Annotated in this window: 13 protein-coding genes, 1 pseudogene and 1 riboswitch; of the genes and pseudogenes, 9 read left to right on the forward strand and 5 right to left on the reverse strand. The window is 71.2% G+C overall.

Translation table 11 applies throughout. The features are described 5' to 3' along the window. Nucleotides 1-10: 10 nt before the first annotated feature. Nucleotides 11-319 carry a nucleoid-associated protein NapA gene (gene napA, locus AC5Y2S_RS11860; protein WP_066931013.1) on the reverse strand — a complete coding sequence of 103 codons (309 nt, stop codon included), beginning with the start codon at nucleotides 317-319 and terminating at the stop codon, nucleotides 11-13. 205 nt (nucleotides 320-524) lie between these two features. On the opposite strand from napA, the gene AC5Y2S_RS11865 reads away from it, so the two are divergent. The 5 genes and pseudogenes from AC5Y2S_RS11865 to AC5Y2S_RS11885 form a co-directional block, all read left to right on the forward strand. Then, a complete protein-coding gene (locus tag AC5Y2S_RS11865) occupies nucleotides 525-1118 on the forward strand; it encodes a peptide deformylase (RefSeq protein ID WP_499956333.1) in 594 nt (197 codons plus the stop codon). Beyond that, nucleotides 1118-1876 (forward strand): GNAT family N-acetyltransferase, cg3035/Rv0428c family, encoded by a 759-nt coding sequence (locus AC5Y2S_RS11870; protein WP_499956334.1) that lies wholly within the window; start codon nucleotides 1118-1120, stop codon nucleotides 1874-1876. The genes AC5Y2S_RS11865 and AC5Y2S_RS11870 overlap by 1 nt, the downstream gene beginning before the upstream one ends. 17 nt (nucleotides 1877-1893) lie before the next feature. Beyond that, nucleotides 1894-2700, forward strand: coding sequence for an exodeoxyribonuclease III (locus AC5Y2S_RS11875; RefSeq protein ID WP_499956532.1), 807 nt, complete (start codon nucleotides 1894-1896; stop codon nucleotides 2698-2700). A gap of 176 nt (nucleotides 2701-2876) precedes the next feature. Beyond that, nucleotides 2877-3317: a hypothetical protein gene (locus AC5Y2S_RS11880; protein WP_499956335.1), complete on the forward strand. Its 441-nt coding sequence runs from the start codon at nucleotides 2877-2879 to the stop codon at nucleotides 3315-3317. A gap of 1821 nt (nucleotides 3318-5138) precedes the next feature. Continuing rightward, a pseudogene (locus AC5Y2S_RS11885) lies at nucleotides 5139-7508 on the forward strand (cation-translocating P-type ATPase); the annotation flags it as partial. Here the strand turns inward: AC5Y2S_RS11885 and AC5Y2S_RS11890 are convergent. Next, entirely contained in the window at nucleotides 7474-7770 is a 297-nt protein-coding gene (locus tag AC5Y2S_RS11890; RefSeq protein ID WP_499956533.1) for an Rv1535 domain-containing protein, read from the reverse strand. The pseudogene AC5Y2S_RS11885 and the gene AC5Y2S_RS11890 overlap by 35 nt on opposite strands. Before the next feature lie 63 nt (nucleotides 7771-7833). Here AC5Y2S_RS11890 and AC5Y2S_RS11895 point away from each other — a divergent pair, with 63 nt between their 5' ends. Then, nucleotides 7834-8109 (forward strand): hypothetical protein, encoded by a 276-nt coding sequence (locus tag AC5Y2S_RS11895; RefSeq protein WP_499956336.1) that lies wholly within the window; start codon nucleotides 7834-7836, stop codon nucleotides 8107-8109. Here the strand turns inward: AC5Y2S_RS11895 and AC5Y2S_RS11900 are convergent. The 3 genes from AC5Y2S_RS11900 to AC5Y2S_RS11910 all read right to left on the reverse strand — a co-directional run bounded on the left by AC5Y2S_RS11900 (nucleotide 8106) and on the right by AC5Y2S_RS11910 (nucleotide 13014). Further along, nucleotides 8106-11912, reverse strand: coding sequence for a SpoIIE family protein phosphatase (locus AC5Y2S_RS11900; protein ID WP_499956337.1), 3807 nt, complete (start codon nucleotides 11910-11912; stop codon nucleotides 8106-8108). The two genes, AC5Y2S_RS11895 and AC5Y2S_RS11900, sit on opposite strands and share 4 nt — an antisense overlap. Beyond that, the gene (locus tag AC5Y2S_RS11905) at nucleotides 11909-12271 is read right to left on the reverse strand and encodes an STAS domain-containing protein (RefSeq protein ID WP_499956534.1); all 363 of its coding nucleotides are present in this window, start codon (nucleotides 12269-12271) and stop codon (nucleotides 11909-11911) included. Before AC5Y2S_RS11905 ends, AC5Y2S_RS11900 begins: the two co-directional genes overlap by 4 nt. A gap of 101 nt (nucleotides 12272-12372) precedes the next feature. Next, nucleotides 12373-13014, reverse strand: coding sequence for a PAS and ANTAR domain-containing protein (locus tag AC5Y2S_RS11910; RefSeq protein WP_499956535.1), 642 nt, complete (start codon nucleotides 13012-13014; stop codon nucleotides 12373-12375). A 107-nt stretch (nucleotides 13015-13121) separates the two neighbouring features. After that, a riboswitch (TPP riboswitch) is annotated at nucleotides 13122-13232 on the forward strand. Here AC5Y2S_RS11910 and thiC point away from each other — a divergent pair. From thiC to AC5Y2S_RS11925, 3 genes are all read left to right on the forward strand, one after another. Continuing rightward, nucleotides 13223-14839: a phosphomethylpyrimidine synthase ThiC gene (gene thiC / locus AC5Y2S_RS11915; protein ID WP_499903076.1), complete on the forward strand. Its 1617-nt coding sequence runs from the start codon at nucleotides 13223-13225 to the stop codon at nucleotides 14837-14839. Its footprint overlaps the riboswitch before it by 10 nt. Further along, on the forward strand, nucleotides 14836-15663 hold the full coding sequence (gene thiD, locus AC5Y2S_RS11920; protein WP_499956338.1) for a bifunctional hydroxymethylpyrimidine kinase/phosphomethylpyrimidine kinase: 828 nt from the start codon (nucleotides 14836-14838) through the stop codon (nucleotides 15661-15663). Before thiC ends, thiD begins: the two co-directional genes overlap by 4 nt. Beyond that, nucleotides 15660-16283, forward strand: coding sequence for an alpha/beta hydrolase family protein (locus tag AC5Y2S_RS11925; RefSeq protein ID WP_499956339.1), 624 nt, complete (start codon nucleotides 15660-15662; stop codon nucleotides 16281-16283). The genes thiD and AC5Y2S_RS11925 overlap by 4 nt, the downstream gene beginning before the upstream one ends. The last annotated feature ends 106 nt before the right edge of the window (nucleotides 16284-16389 follow it).

The raw sequence follows: 16389 nt of genomic DNA on the forward strand, positions 1-16389 counted from the left end.
CTGTAGCGAGTCAGGTCACCTCGAAGCCGAGTCGGCGGGCGGCCCGCGCCTTCTGCCGGCTCGCTCGCAGCCGCCGCAGCCGCTTCACCAGCATCGGGTCGGCGGCCAGCGCCTCGGGCCGATCGACCAGCGCGTTGAGCACCTGGTAGTACCGTGTCGCCGACATCGAGAACAGTTCCTTGATGGCGTCCTCTTTGACCCCGGCGTATTTCCACCACTGGCGCTCGAACGCCAGGATGTCGTGTTCGCGACGGGTGAGGCCATCGGCGATTTCAGCGTCGTCCCCCGATCGATTTGCCCGCGCCATGGCGCTGTCCATATCCGCTTCCCCTGGACCCTTCCGGCGATTCTCAACGTGCTCGAATGACATGACTTACATAGGCGTTTCAAGGGCATGTTGCGCGCGAATATTGAACCACGCCGCGAACCCTCAAGCCGTAATCCAGACCCGCGAGTCGGCCGATTGGCTGCGATTGCCCGGCTCCCCCGGAGGCCGCGGCGGGTCACGAATAAGCTAGCCGATCATGGCAGTCGTACCCATACGCATCGTCGGAGATCCCGTCCTGCACGCTCCGACGACGCCGGTGGCCGTCGCCGCCGATGGCTCGCTGCCGGCCGACCTGCCCGAGCTGATCGCCACCATGTACGACACCATGGACGCCGCGCACGGCGTCGGGCTCGCCGCCAACCAGATCGGCTATGGCCTGCGGCTGTTCGTCTACGACTGCTCCGAGGACCGCGGCCTGACCGACCGCCGCCGCGGCGTCGTCATCAACCCGGTCCTGGAAACCTCCGAGATTCCCGAGACCATGCCCGACCCGGGCGACGACGACGAGGGCTGCCTGTCGGTTCCCGGCGAGTCGTTCCCCACCGGCCGGGCGAAGTGGGCGCGGGTGACCGGACTCGACGCCGACGGCAGCCCGATCACCATCGAGGGCACCGGCCTGTTCGCGCGGATGCTGCAGCACGAGACCGGGCACCTGGACGGCTTCCTGTACCTGGATCACCTCATCGGCCGGCACGCGCGCGCCGCGAAACGGGCCGTGAAGTCACACGGCTGGGGCGTTCCGGGACTGTCGTGGCTGCCGGGCGAGGGGCCGGACCCGTTCGGTCACTGATGGTCTCGTGGCCGGACCTGGGGACGCGGGTGACGGTTCGCTACCGGCTCCCGGCCGGATCGGTCCCGCCGCTGACCGACGCGGTCGGACACCTGCTGGCGGTCGATCCGCTGGTGCGGGTGCGCACGAAAACGGGCGCGGTGGTGCAGTTCGCGCCCGCCGACGTCGTCGCGCTGCGGGCGCTGACCGACGCGCCGGTGCGCACCTCCGACATCCGGGCGCTCGAGCACGCGGCCGCGGCGGCCTGGCCCGGCGCCGAACGGGCCTGGGTCGACGGCTGGCTGCTGCGGGCCGAGCCGGGAGCCGGGCTCGACACCAATTCGGCTGTGCCACTTGATATTTCGGCTCACGTTTCCGCCGTCCCGGCGATCGTCGACTGGTATCGGCAGCGGGACCTGGAACCTTGGCTGGCCGTCCCCGATCGCCTGCTGAGGATCCCGCCCGGGGTGCCCTGCGAACGCGCCGACCGAATCCTCGTGCGTGACCTCGCGGGTGTCACGCCGGGACGGCGGCGCGGCGTCAGCTGGCGCGCGGCGGTGTCCGAAGCGCCCGACGGCACCCGGTGGCTGTGCCTTTCGGCCGACGGACCGGCGCATCGCGATTGCGAGACGCTCTTGGCCTGGGGCGCCGGTCGCGGCGCCACCCGCGGTTACCTGCGGGTCGGCGACGACGACGCCGACAACCTCGCGCTCGCCGCGACCCTCGGCTTCCGGCCGCACCACCGCCGCAGCTACATCCGCGCGATCGATACCGTCTAGCCATGCCCGACGGCACGGTGCGCCTCGCCACCTGGAACGTGAATTCGATTCGCACGCGCCTGGACCGCGTCCTCGACTGGCTGGCCCGCGCCGACGTCGACGTGCTCGCGATGCAGGAAACCAAGTGCGCCGACGGCCAGTTCCCCAGCCTGCCGTTCTTCGAACTCGGCTACGAGGTCGCCCACGTCGGCTTCAACCAGTGGAACGGCGTGGCCATCGCCTCACGCGTCGGCCTCGACGACATCGCGATCGGCTTCGACGGCCAGCCCACCTGGACGTCCAAACCGGAGGTCGCCGCCACGGCGGAAGCCCGCGCGCTGGGCGCCACCTGCGGTGGCGTGCGGGTGTGGAGCCTGTACGTGCCCAACGGCCGCGCCGTCGGCGACCCGCATTACACCTACAAGCTGAATTGGCTTGCCGCGCTGCGGGATGCGGCGCAAGGCTGGCTGCGCGACGACCCCGCGGCACCGATCGCGCTGGTCGGGGACTGGAACATCGCCCCGACGGACGAAGACGTGTGGAGCACCGAATTCTATGCCGGCGCCACCCACGTCTCCGAGCCGGAGCGCCGCGCGTTCGACGCGATCGTCGACGCGCAATTCACCGACGTGGTAAGGCCTTTCACGCCGGGCCCGGCCGTCTACACCTACTGGGACTACACCCAGCTGCGGTTCCCGAAGAACCGGGGCATGCGCATCGATTTCATCCTCGCGTCGCCGGCGCTGGCCGCCCGCGTGACCGCCGCGCAGATCGTCCGCGACGAACGCAAGGGCAAGGCCCCGAGCGATCACGCACCGGTGCTGATCGATGTGAGCCACGTTTAAGATCCATGTGACCCCGGTTGAAGAAGTTGCTCGTTGTACGCGCGTTTGTAACGTGGCAGGCTTTCGCCCTATAGATGCAGAGAACAATTTCGTTGTTGCTGTTAACCTCGCGTTCAACGGATACACGGGTTGCCACGCGGTTCCCAGTGAGAGCGATGAGATACCAGGGAGTGATCATGGGTGTCGTCGGTGGGGCAGTACGCAGCGTGGGCAAAACGGTGGGTCGCGCGGCCGACGCGACCACGGCGGCCGCGGGCGCCGTGGGGGGCGCCGCGGTCAACGGAATCGTCGGCGGTGTCACGGGAGCCGCTGAGGGCGTCAAGCGCGGCATCAGTAGCGGCAGTCACTCGACGCCGGCCGCCGCCCTGGCGCTCGGCGCGATCGGCGTCGCCGGTCTGGTCGAATGGCCGGTGCTGCTGGCCGTCGGGGGCGGGGCGCTCCTGTTGCACCGGATGAATCGCAAGCCCGGCAACGGCGCGGCGCCGAAGGCGAACCTCAAGCCGGTGCCCTCCGAGCCGTCGAAAAAGGCGGTGCCGCAAAAGGCCGCCAGCAAGCCCGCGGCCAAGAAGGCGGCCGGGCGTCGCGCCGGTTCCGCCGAATTGCGCAGCACCAACTAAGAATCGTCCGGGGAGCCCTTGAGCATCGTCACGTCGTTACCACGATCGACGCCGCTGCGGGCTCTGACCGGACTGGCACAAGAGGCCCTTCACATCGCGGCGATTCCGCTGCGCGAGGGCGCCAGGGCGCTCACCGGCGACCTTCCCGCCGAAACGCTGAGCCGGCGCTGTTGGCGCGGGAAGGACCGGGCCTGGATCGAGGTGCGCGGCCTCGAAGACGCGAGCTCGGATGAGTTGGGCCGGGCCGTGCTCGACGGCCTGCGCGACCACGCCGGCGTGACGTCGGCCAGCCTGAACCATCCGTTGTCGCGCGTCGTCGTCACCATCGGCGACCCGGACACCTCGCTGCGTGACCTGTGCCGCGTCGTCGACGACGCCGAAAAACGTTGCCGCTCAACCAACAACGCGCCCGCGACGGCTTTGCCGGGCGACGGCGTGGTGGCGGCGACCCGGGCCGTGACCGTGGCCGCCAACGCGGCCGGGCTCGGCATCGCACTGGCCGGCCGCGCGCTGCATTGGCCGCGGTTGCCGGTCGGCGTCCAGGCGCCCATCGTGGCGATCGACTACCAGCCCTGGCTGCGGCGCCTGCTCGAGGACCGCATCGGCGGCCCCGCGACGGACACCGTGCTGACGCTGGCCATGGCGGCCGCCGAAACCGTCACCCTCGCGCCGGCGTCGCTGTCGGTGGGCCTGCTCATGCAATCGATGAAAGCCGCCGAATGCCGCGCCGAGGCCCGGGCCTGGCGCCGGCACGAACCCGAGCTGGCCCGCCACGCCGACCAGCCGCCCACCGACGCGTCGTCGCCGAGGCCACCGCGGGCGCGGGTGGTGGAGCGCGGCGCAGCCGGCCGCTTCGCGCTCGTCCAGGCGCTCGGCGCGGGACTGGTCGCCGTGACCACCCGCAACCCGAACATGGCCGCCACCGCGGTGCTGGTGACCGCCCCCAAGGCCAGCCGCACCACCCCGGAGGCGTTCGCCGCCGCCCTGGGACGCGGGTTGGCCGACCGGCACGCCGTCCTGTCGCTGCGGCCGGACGCGCTGCGCCGCCTCGACCGCGTCGACGCGATCGTCATCGACCCCCGGGTGTTGTGCACCACCGGCATGCGGGTGGCCCGCATCCGCGGCGCCGACGACCGCGAGCTGTCCGCGGCGTGGAACCGCGCCCAGCTGGTGCTGCAGAACAACGGCCAACGGCCCGGCTGGCACCGGGTGCCCGGGATGCCGGCCAGCGAGCCGCACGCGGCGGTCGAGGCGCTTTTCCGCCCCACCCACGACCCGTTGGCGTCGGCCGTGGTCGCCGAGGCGCACCGCACCGGGGCGGACCTGGTGTCGGTCGACGTCGATTCGCTGGGCGAGCTGCGGCCCGCCTTCGACGAAATCACCCCGCTCGGCAACGGCTCGATCGACGACGCCCTCGCCCACGCCGTCGTCGAGCTGCAACGGGCGGGTCGCACGGTTGCCGTGCTGTCATCGGCTGGCGCGCGGGCGCTTTCGGCCGCGGACGTGTCGCTGGGCGTGCTGCCGCAGCCCGGCGGCGGGGCGCCGCCCTGGTGCGCGGACCTGCTGCTGCCCGACCTGGCGGCCGCCTGGCGGGTCCTGCACGCGCTGCCGGCCGCCAAGGCCGCCACGCAGCGCGGGATCGGGATATCGGCCGGCGCGACGGCCATGGGATCGCTGCTGATGATCCCGGGCGTCCGCGGCCTCGGGCCCGGCCCGGTCACCACCGGCGCCGCGGCCGGCGCGCTGTCCGGCTACCTGCTGGCGCGCGGGATCATGACCGCGGACACGCCGCGGCCGGCCGCCGTTCACGAATGGCACGCGATGTCGGTCGAGCAGGTGCGCAGGGCCCTGCCACCGCCCCCGTCGGAGGTGGACGCCTCGCCCGCAGGGCAGGCCCAGGCCCCGCCCAACGCGGTCTGGCAGCTCCTCAAGGCCGTCCGCGCCGAGCTGACCGACCCGCTGACCCCGGTGCTGGCGCTCGGGTCGGCGGCCAGCGCGGTGCTCGGGTCGCCCGTCGACGCGGTCCTGGTGTTTTCGGTGCTGACCGGCAACTCCATCCTGGCGGCCAGCCAGCGGCTGCGCGCCGAGAACCGCCTCGACCGCCTGCTGGCGCAGCAGGTCCCGCCGGCCCGCCGGGTCGACACCGGTCCGGACGGCGAGCGGACCTACACCGACGTCATCGCGGCGCAGTTGCGCCCCGGCGACGTCATCGAAATCCGGACGCACGAGGTGGTGCCCGCCGACGCCCGGATCCTCGAGGAGGTCGACGTCGAGGTCGACGAGTCGACGCTGACCGGCGAGTCGCTGTCGGTGGAGAAGCAGGTCGACGCCACGCCGGGCGCCGAGCTCGCCGAGCGCCGTTGCATGCTGTACGCCGGGACCACCGTCGTCGCGGGCACCGCGGTCGCCGTGGTGACCGCGGTCGGGGCCGACACCCAGGAGCGCCGCGCCGCCGAGCTGGTGTCCGGCGACACCTCGTCCGACATCGGCCTGCAGCACCAGCTCAGCCAGCTCACCAACCGGGCGTTCCCCGTCAGCGTTACCGGCGGCGCGCTGGTCGGCGGGCTGGGGCTGCTGCGCGGCACCGGCCTGCGCCAGGCGGTGGCCAGCGGCATCGCCATCGCCGTCGCCGCGGTCCCCGAAGGAATGCCGCTGGTGGCGACGCTGGCGCAGTCGGCGTCCGCGCGGCGGCTGACCAAGTTCGGCGCGCTGGTCCGCGTTCCGCGCTCGGTGGAGGCGCTCGGCCGCATCGACGTGGTCTGCTTCGACAAGACCGGCACGCTCAGCGAGAACCGCCTGCGGGTGGCGGAGGTCCGCCCGGCGCCGGGGCAGACGCCCGAGGAGGTGCTGCGCCACGCCGCGCACGCCGCCCCGGCCGCCAACGGCAGCCCGCACGCGCACGCCACCGACGCCGCCATCGTCGAGGCGGCGCTGCGTTCGCTCGACGGCTCGGCGCCCAGCGGGGAAGCGGACGCGCACCTGCCCTTCCGCTCCGGGCGGTCGTTCTCCGCCTCGGTCACCGGGACCGAGCTGACCGTCAAGGGCGCGCCCGAAGTGGTGCTGGCGGGCTGCGAGAACACCGGCTCGAAGATCCAGAAAGTGGTCGGCGAACTGGCCGCCGGCGGCCTGCGGGTGATCGCGGTGGCGCAGCGTCGGCTGACGGCGAAACAGGCCGAGGCGATCCGGGACGACCCGGACGACATCGCGGACTTCTGCCACGACGGGCTGACGCTGACGGGCTTCCTCGGCCTGTCCGACACCCCGCGCGCCGAGGCCGTCGGCCTGCTGGCGAACCTGCGCCGGCAGGGTGTCGGCGTCAAGCTGATCACCGGCGACCACCCCATCACCGCGCTGGCGATCGCCCGGGAACTGGGCCTGTCCGTGACCGACGAGCAGGTGATCAGCGGTTCTGAGTGGGATGCGCTGTCGCGCAAGGACCAGGAGCGCGTCGTGACCGAGCGGGTGATCTTCGCGCGGATGACACCCGAGAACAAGGTCCAGGTCGTCCAGACGCTGGAGGGTGCCGGCGTGCTGTGCGCGATGGTCGGCGACGGCTCCAACGACGCCGCCGCCATCCGGGCCGCCACCGTCGGCATCGGCGTGGTGTCCGGCGGCAGCGACCCGGCCCACATGGCGGCCGACGTGGTGCTGGTCGACGCCCGGATCGAGGCGCTGGTGCAGGCCATCGAGGAGGGACGCCAGCTCTGGCAGCGGGTGCAGGCGGCGGTGTCCGTGCTGCTCGGCGGCAACGCCGGCGAGGTTCTGTTCGCCGTCATCGGCGCCGCGATCACCGGCACGTCGCCCCTGAACACCCGGCAGCTGCTGCTGGTGAACATGATGACCGATGCGCTGCCGGCGGCCGCCCTGGCGGTCAGCGAGCCGAGCACGCCGATCGACCCGGGCATCCGAGGCCCCGACCAGCCCGCGCTGTGGCGCGCGGTTGCCATCCGCGGCGTCACGACCGCCGCGGCGACGACGGTGGCGTGGGCGATGGCCAGCGTCACCGGGCGCCCGCAGCGGGCCTCGACCGTGGCGCTGGTCGCGCTGGTCGGCGCGGAGCTGGGCCAGACGTTGCTGGATTCTCACGCCCCGCTGGTGGTGCTGACGGCGGTGGGCTCGCTCGGCGCGATGGGAACGCTGATCAGCATCCCGGTGGTCAGCCAGTTGCTCGGCTGCACACCGCTTGGTCCCGTCGGCTGGGGACAGGCTCTGGGGGCAGCCGCCGGGGCGACCGTCGCGATAGCCGTTCTGAACCGGGTTTCGGATGGTTGGGGCAGCCCGCACACGCTGCCACCAGGACCTGACTCGACGAACGGCGAGCCGGCCGATCGGACTGCCGAATCTCGACCACCCCGACCCGCCACAGCAGCGCATAGAGTTGCACCACGGGCACCTTCAGCACCAAAGCGATCGACGAAACCAGGGGGTCGGACACGGAGTCGGTCGTCGACATAAGTCCGACGTTGGTCTCAGTACCGGGCGGGGCGGCAAACCCTTCGTTACCGAAAGGCGAATCATGGCCGAAAAGAAAACGCGCAAGGGAACCTCGCAGCGCGAAGCCGTGGAGAAGATCCGCGAGGGTGAAACGTTCGTGGTGAACGTGCCGGTGGTGGGCCAGGTCGAGATCCCGCGCCCGGAGCAACTGGCCTACTACGGCGGCCTGGCCGCCCTGGCGGCATTCGAACTCATCGACTGGCCCGTCGCGCTGGTCATCGCCGCCGGCCACGTGCTGGCGAGCAACCACCACAACCGGCTCCTCGAGGAGCTCGGCGAGGCCATGGAAGAGGCCTAGGCACTCCCCGCGCCGTCGAACTCCAGCGTGACCCGGGTGCCTCCCGGGGTGCGAACGGTGGCGACGCGGTCGGCTAGCCCGCCGATCAGGGTGAGGCCCCGCCCGCGCCGGCGGCTGCGCAGGCTGGCCGACGAATCGCCGACCCAGCTCCCGGTGTCGCTGACGGTGACCGCGACGGTGTCCCCGCGCACGAAGGCCTCGACGGAGACCGTCCGCCGCGGCTCGCCGCGGCTGCCGTGTTCGATGGCGTTGGTGACCACCTCCCCCGTCGCCAGCAGGACGTCCTCCTCGCGGCGCGGCACGGTGGCGATGCTGTCCAGCCACCCCCGCAGCTGCCGGCGCGCGACGGGGATCTGCGCCGGCACCGCCGGCAGCACGGTGGCGAAGCTGCGCGCCGCCGTGTGGCTCGGGCGCAGGGCGAGCACCACCACGTCGTCGCGATAGCCCGCCGGCGGGGTCATCCGCGCCAGGAGCTCGGCACACACCGATTCGACCGGCAGATCGGCGCAAAGGGCGGCCGCGGCCTTCAGGCGGGCGAACCCGTCGTCCAGCGTCTCCCCGGCGCGCTCGATGAGTCCGTCGGTATAGAGCAGGATCAGGCTGCCCGGCGCCAGCTCGGCCGTCGCGGCGTCGTGGGCGGACGGGTTGTCCGAGCCGTTGTCCGCGACGGCCACCGGGGGCCGCCGACCCGACTCGAGGTACACCGGATCACCGTCGGGGGGAACGAGCAACGGGTACGGGTGCCCGGCGCAGCTGTAGCTGACGGTGGCGCCGCCCGCGCCGATATCGACCAGTGCGTAGGCCACCGTCGCGCAGCGGGCGCCGGTGACGCTGGCGGCGTAGCGGTCCAGCGCGCCCAGCACCGCGACCGGCTCGGCCGCGCTGAGCGCCGAGGCCGCCACCGCGGCGCGCAGCCTGCTCATCACGATCGCGGCGGCCAGGCCGTGCCCGACGACGTCGCCCACCGATATGCCGATCTGGCCGGCGCGGCCCAGCGGGGTGACCGAGTACCAGTCGCCGCCGACGCGCATCGCCTCCCCGGCCGGCTGGTAGACGGCCGCCACGACGGCCGCGGTCGAGCCGCGATCCAAGTCGAGCAGGTGCTCCTGGAAGTCGACGGCGATCCGGTGCTCGCGCGCCATGACGCGCACCCGGTCCACCGCCGACTGGGTGAGCGCGGCCACCCGGCGGAACGTGTCGAGTTCCGCCGCATCGAATTGGCGCGGCGTCGGCCACAGCAGGGCCAGCACGCCGATAACGCGACCTCCGTTGTCCCGCAACGGATGAGCGACGCACGCGCGGACGCTTGCGGCGGTGTCGCGCACCGCGTGCTCATAGCGCGGGGGCAGGTCGAAGGTGTCCATGACGACCATCGGCTCTCCGGTGTTCACCACGTCGACCCCGAGCAGCGGGGCGTCGAGCGCGGCGACGTGGTAGCGGTCCCGCACCTCGGCGGGCACGTCACCGGCGTACTCGAACCGGACGTGGCGCTCGCCGTCGAACAACCCGATCGTCACGGCGGGGGGATCCGCCGAACCGGGGCCCGCGTCGATCAGCGCGCGCAATATTCCGGCCACCGAGTCGGTCGCCTGCAGCGCGGAGTCGAGCGGCGCCAGGTCGAGCGGCGCCTCGCGCCGCAGGCGATCGCGCTCGCGGGTGACCGCGGACAGCCGCGACGCCACCCGGTCCACCAGCTCCTGCGACCGGAACGGCTTGGGCAGGTAGTCGTCGGCACCCGCGGCGAAGCCCTCGTCGACGGCCTCCGCGCCGGCCCGCGCCGACAGCATCAGGACCGGCGTCGCCGCCAAGTCCGGATCCGCGCGAAGCGCCGCGACCACATCGAAGCCGCTGAGGCCCGGCATCATGATGTCGGTCACGATCGCGTCGGGGCGCAGCTCCCTGGCCGCGGCCAGCGCCGACCGACCGTCGGCGACCAAAACCGTTTGCCAACGGGGCGATAACACGCGCTCGAGGTGGGCTCGCATGTCGGCGTTGTCGTCGGCGACAAGCACCAATTGGCGCGGCCCGTCAAGCGCGGCGGCCGCCGCGCCCGGGTCCGCGACGGGAGTCAGCCACTGACGCGCCTCGGCCACGTACGGGTTGCTCACGTCCCGCGCCCCCACGGGGGACTGGGGCGCGCCCGCGACCGATCGCGGCAGCCGGATGGTGACCGTGGTGCCGCGATCCGGTTCGCTCTCGATCTCCACCGTTCCGCGTTGCAGCTCGACGAGGCCGCGCACCAGCGACAGCCCGATGCCGGCGCCCTCCACGCTGCGGCCGCGGATGTTGTCGGCCCGGTAAAAGCGCTCGAACAGGCGGTCCAGGTCCTTCGGGCCGATCCCGACCCCGGTGTCTCGCAACGTGATTCGGCAATCCGCTGCCTCGGCGCGCACCTCGACCGTGATCGAGCCGCGCAGCGTGTACTTGACGGCGTTGGAAAGCAGGTTGAGCACGATGGTTTCCCACATGCCCGGGTCGACGTCGGCAAGCGCCGGGCCGCAGTCCAACACGAGGTCCAGGCCGGCCCGCTGGCACAGCTCGGTGAACGACGACGCGATGTGCTCGGTGAGCGCGCCGACGTCGGTGCACACCAGTTTCGCGTTCGCCCGGCCCGCCTCGATGCGCGAGAAATCGAGCAACGAGTCGACCAGGCGCTGCAGGCGCCGCGCGTTGCGGGCCGCCGTGGTCAGTCGATCCTCCAGCGCGCTTTCCGGCGGTGCATCGGACAGCGCGTCCTCCAGCGGGCCGAGCAAAAGCGTTAGCGGCGTGCGAAATTCGTGGCTGACGTTGGTTAAAAACGCCGTCTTGGCGCGGTCCAATTCGGCGAGCGCGTCGGCCCGCAGCCGCTGCTGTTCGTAGGAGTTGATCCGCGCGAATGTCGCCGACAGCTGGTCGGCCAGCAGCTGGCAGAAGCCGCGGTACTGCTCGTCGAGCGGGCAGCGCGGGTTGATGCCGACCACCAGCGCCCCGGCGGTGGTGCCCTCGCCCAGCGGCAACACCAGCGCCCGCTCCGGACAGTCGCCACCGAGGATCGCCTCGATCCCGGGAACCGCCGCAGTTACGTTGCCGATCTCCGACTTCGACCCGGAATCGGCCAGCGCCGGAAGCGATCGCGGCAGGACCGGCAGCACCGACGCCGTCGCGCCCCGCAGGGCGAGCTCGCCGTCCGCGTCGGCGACGTAGGCGGCGATGAACGGCACGTCCGCGGGCTGGGCCGCACACACCGCCGCGGCCGCGGCCACCGCGTCGTCGATGGTCTGGGTGCCCATGGCGGCGGAGGCCACGTCGTTGAGCAGGTGCAGGCGCCGCTCCCCCATCACCCGCTCGGTCGTTTCGTTGACCGCGCAGAAAATCCCGGAGACGTCGCCGCCGTCGCCCATCAGCGGGCCGTAGGTGAAGGTGAAATACCGGTCCAGCCGCCGGCCTTCGACCACCATCGTCAGCAGCAGGTCGTCGGACCAGGTGGCCTTGCCCGTCGCGATGACGCTCGCCAGCATGGGGCTGATCGAATCCCAGATGTCCCACCACACTTCCCGGCCGGGCCGGCCCAGCGCGGACGGGTGCTTGTCGGACAGCGCCGAGATGTACGCGTCGTTGTAAACCAGGAACAGATCCTGCGACCCCAGCCACAGCACGATCGGGAACCGCGACGTCAGCGCCGTCACCGTTGCCGCCCGGAACTCGGCCGGCCACCCCTGCGGCGATCCCAAAGGGTGTGCGGCCCAGTCGAACTCGGCAAACCGGCGGCCCATCTCGCCACCCAGGGCGACCGCGGCCGCGAGGTCGGCCGGCAGCGGGTTCATTGCCGGCGTTCGCGTTGCAGCGCGTCGGAAAGCGTCGGATAGACCTCGAGGATGCGATCGAGCTCCGTGACCTGGATCGGCCGCAGAACCTGGTCGTTGTCAGCCACCAGTCGCACCGACGTGCCGGCTTCCTTCCCGCTCTCGTGGCAATCGAGCACCGCGTTCAACGCCGCGCTCCCGAAGAAGGTCACCGGTTGCAGGTCGACGATCACCAACCGGGCCGGGTGCTTCGCGGCCACCTGCAGCGCGGCGATCAGATGGGGGGTGAGCTGGTCGACGGTGCTGGAATCGACATCGCCTTTGACGCGAACGAGTACGGCGTCCTCCCGGGCCTCGTGGTCAACCGCCAACAATTCCATGCCTTCCACCACCTCGAGCAAGCCGAAGTCCTTCCCTGGGCGTCGCCGCGACGCCCCGAATCAGCAGCATGCCCAGGAAAGAATGTTTCGAAGCCTAGCGATTACCCGGAAGTCTCCGGCGGAATGCGTTCGTGCACCGTCAGCAGCAGGTGGTCGAACTGACTTTGGACGGCGGCGCTGGGGGCGGGCAGCGTCGTGACGTCGGCGAGCAATTGCTTTGCCAGCGAGCGCAGCTTCACATTGGTCTCCTGCGAGCGCCACTGCAGTACGCGGAAGGCTTGCTCGGCGCTGACGCGGTACACGTACATCAGCACGCCCTTGGCCTGTTCGATGGCCGCGCGGTTCTCGAACAGGTCCGGCAGCGCCTCGTCGAGCACTTCCTGGCGCGCCTCGTCGAAGGTGTCGGTGAGGTCGATGTAATACCCGGCCGTGCCCACCACGGCGCCGGAATCGTTCAGCATGCGGTCGGCCACCACGATCGCGTCGTGCACGTTGCCCGCGGTGTCGAGAAAGCGGTGGCGGCTGGAAAACGACTCCTCGGACCGCAGGGCGTAGTCCAGCAGGTCCTGGACGTGGGCCCGATCCTCGGGATGCTTGTGCGACAGCAGCAGTTCGGTCGTCGGCGCCACTTGGCCGGGTTCGTAACCGTGCATCCTGGCCACCTCGTCGGACCATTCCCAGCGCTGACCGACGAACCAGAAGCGGAAGGCGCCGACGTTCAGGTACCTGGTCGCGGCCTCGATTGCACCGGTCGGCTGCGTCGGGCTCTCGGCGGGTTGCACGTTTGCATCCTCCCACCAGGTGGGTACTCGCGGCTACCGCCAAGGGGGTAACGTCGCGGACGGACCAATCCATTAGACGCGGGAGCGCACGCCGAGTGCGCTGAGAGGACGGCTCGGGGCCGTCGACCGTACGAACCTGACCGGGTAATGCCGGCGTAGGGAGATGAGAATGACCACCACTATCGAGCCGTCCGTCACCACCGGACCCATCTGGGGCAGCAGCAAGGCCTACCGCGAGCTCGACGGCGGCGCGCGGGTGCCCTTCCGCAGGGTCAACCTGTCCACCGGGGACCACTTCGACCTCTACGACACGTCCGGGCCCTATACCGACCCGGACGCGGCGATCGACCTGGCGGCCGGGCTGCCGGCGCGGCCCGGCGTGGTCCGCGACCGCGGCACCCAACTGCAGCGGGCCCGCGCCGGGGAGATCACCGCCGAGATGGCGTTCATCGCGGCCCGCGAGGGCATGCCCGCCGAACTGGTGCGCGACGAGGTGGCCCGCGGCCGCGCGGTGATCCCGGCCAACCACAACCACCCCGAGAGCGAGCCGATGATCATCGGCAAGGCGTTCGCGGTCAAGGTCAACGCCAACATCGGCAATTCGGCGGTGACGTCGTCGATCGCCGAGGAGGTCGACAAGATGGTGTGGGCCACCCGCTGGGGCGCCGACACCATCATGGACCTGTCCACCGGCAAGAACATTCACGAGACCCGCGAGTGGATCCTGCGCAATTCGCCGGTGCCGGTGGGCACCGTGCCGATCTACCAGGCGCTGGAGAAGGTCAACGGCGATCCGACCGAGCTCACCTGGGAGATCTACCGCGACACCGTGATCGAACAATGTGAGCAGGGCGTGGACTACATGACCGTGCACGCCGGCGTGCTGCTGCGGTATGTGCCGCTGACCGCCAAGCGCGTCACCGGCATCGTGTCCCGCGGCGGGTCGATCATGGCGGCCTGGTGCCTGGCTCATCACCAGGAATCGTTCCTGTACACCAACTTTGCCGAACTGTGCGACATCTTCGCGCGCTACGACGTCACCTTCTCGCTCGGCGACGGGCTGCGGCCGGGCTCCATCGCCGACGCCAACGACGCCGCCCAGTTCGCCGAGCTGCGCACCCTGGGCGAGCTGACCAAGATCGCGAAAGCCCATGGCGCACAGGTGATGATCGAGGGCCCCGGGCACGTCCCGATGCACAAGATCGTCGAGAACGTGCGGCTGGAAGAGGAGCTCTGCGAGGAGGCCCCGTTCTACACGCTGGGCCCGCTGGCCACCGACATCGCGCCGGCCTACGACCACATCACGTCGGCGATCGGCGCGGCGATCATCGCCCAGGCCGGCACCGCGATGCTGTGCTACGTGACGCCCAAGGAGCACCTGGGGCTGCCGGACCGCAAGGACGTCAAGGACGGGGTGATCGCCTACAAGATCGCCGCCCACTCGGCCGACCTGGCCAAGGGGCACCCCCGCGCCCAGGAGCGCGACAACGCGTTGAGCACTGCACGTTTCGAGTTCCGCTGGAACGACCAGTTCGCGCTGTCGCTGGACCCCGACACCGCGCGGGAGTTCCACGACGAGACGCTGCCGGCCGAACCCGCCAAGACCGCGCACTTCTGCTCGATGTGCGGTCCCAAGTTCTGCTCGATGCGCATCACCCAGGATGTCCGCGACTACGCGGCCGCGCACGGCCTCGACAGCGAGGAAGCCATCGAGGCGGCCATGGCCGAAAAGTCCCAGGAGTTCGCCGAGCACGGCAATCGGGTGTATCTGCCGATCACCCAGTGAATTTCCTGCCCTTAGCCGCACCGGGCGCCACGCCGTTGCGCGTGCTGACCGTCGCCGGCTCGGACTCGGGCGGCGGCGCGGGCATCCAGGCCGACATGCGCACCATGGCGCTGCTTGGCGTGCACGCCTGCGTCGCGGTCACCGCGGTCACCGTGCAGAACACGTTGGGGGTCAAGAGCTTTCACGAGGTTCCCGACGACGTCGTCGCCGACCAGATCGAGGCCGTGGTCACCGACATCGGCATCCAGGCCGCCAAGACCGGGATGCTGGCGTCGTCGTCCATCATCGCGGCGGTGGCCGCAACCTGGCGCCGGCTCGGGTTGACGGTGCCGCTCGTCGTCGACCCGGTCTGCGCGTCCATGCACGGCGACGCGCTGATGGCGTCCTCAGCCCTGGATTCGCTGCGCGGCCAGCTGTTTCCGCTCGCCACGCTGGTGACACCGAACCTCGACGAGGTGCGGCTGCTGGTGGACATCGAGGTGACCGACGCCGCGTCGCAGCGCGCGGCGGCCAAGGCGCTGCACGCGCTGGGCCCGCACTGGGTGCTGGTCAAGGGCGGCCACCTGCGCTCCTCGGAGCGCAGCTGCGACCTGCTCTATGACGGCGCCGACTTCCACGAGTTCGACTCGCCGCGGTTGCCCACCGGCAACGACCACGGCGGCGGCGACACGCTCGCGGCCGCGGTCGCGTGCGCGCTGGCGCACGGGTTCACCGTGCCCGACGCGGTCGAGTTCGGCAAGCGCTGGGTCACCGAATCCCTGCGCGCGTCCTATCCGTTGGGCGGTGGCCACGGCCCCGTCTCGCCCCTGTTCAGGCTCTCGTGAACCTGGACGGGATCGCGGGCGTCGCGCATGAACCGGACGGGCCACCCGCCGGTGTCGTGGTGTTGACCCACGGAGCCGGTGGCGACCGGGAATCGCCCCTGCTGCAACAGGTTTGCGACGAGTGGGCCCGGCGCGGCTGGCTCGCGGTGCGCTACAACCTGCCGTACCGCCGGCGCCGGCCCAAGGGCCCGCCGTCCGGTTCGGCGGCCGGCGACCGCGAGGGAATCGTCGAGGCGATCACGTTGTGCCGCGGCCTTTCCGCCGGCCCGCTGATCGCCGGCGGGCACTCCTACGGCGGCCGGCAGACGTCCATGGTGGTGGCAGCCGGCGAGGCCGCGGTGGACGTCTTGACACTGTTCTCGTATCCGCTCCACCCCCCGGGCAAGCCGGAGCGCCCGCGCACCGAACACCTTCGGAACATCCGGGTGCCCACCGTCTTCACCCACGGGACGTCCGATCCGTTCGGCACGCCCGACGAACTGCGCGCCGCCGCCGCGCTGATCGCCGCGGCGACCGAGGTCGTCGAAATCACCGGCGCGCGCCACGACCTGCGCTCGAAGACCCTCGACGTGCCCGCCCTCGCGGTCGAGGCCGCGCTGCGACTGGTCCGCTCAACATGACCTTCGAACCATGCAGGAAAAACTTCGTGTCGTGGCCGGTCCTGATCTTCGCCAACATCTGCATGACGTGATTTAGACAGTTAAAACTGGACAGTTTCAACTGTCT

Source organism: Mycobacterium sp. NGS69, from assembly GCF_059812165.1.

Bases quoted from the DNA above. Each gene is read 5' to 3' on its own strand.
- napA (WP_066931013.1), bottom strand. From the start codon at position 319: ATGGACAGCGCCATGGCGCGGGCAAATCGATCGGGGGACGACGCTGAA.
- AC5Y2S_RS11865 (WP_499956333.1), top strand. From the start codon at position 525: ATGGCAGTCGTACCCATACGCATCGTCGGAGATCCCGTCCTGCACGCT.
- AC5Y2S_RS11870 (WP_499956334.1), top strand. From the start codon at position 1,118: ATGGTCTCGTGGCCGGACCTGGGGACGCGGGTGACGGTTCGCTACCGG.
- AC5Y2S_RS11880 (WP_499956335.1), top strand. From the start codon at position 2,877: ATGGGTGTCGTCGGTGGGGCAGTACGCAGCGTGGGCAAAACGGTGGGT.
- AC5Y2S_RS11890 (WP_499956533.1), bottom strand. From the start codon at position 7,770: ATGTCGACGACCGACTCCGTGTCCGACCCCCTGGTTTCGTCGATCGCT.
- AC5Y2S_RS11895 (WP_499956336.1), top strand. From the start codon at position 7,834: ATGGCCGAAAAGAAAACGCGCAAGGGAACCTCGCAGCGCGAAGCCGTG.
- AC5Y2S_RS11900 (WP_499956337.1), bottom strand. From the start codon at position 11,912: ATGAACCCGCTGCCGGCCGACCTCGCGGCCGCGGTCGCCCTGGGTGGC.
- AC5Y2S_RS11905 (WP_499956534.1), bottom strand. From the start codon at position 12,271: ATGGAATTGTTGGCGGTTGACCACGAGGCCCGGGAGGACGCCGTACTC.
- thiC (WP_499903076.1), top strand. From the start codon at position 13,223: ATGACCACCACTATCGAGCCGTCCGTCACCACCGGACCCATCTGGGGC.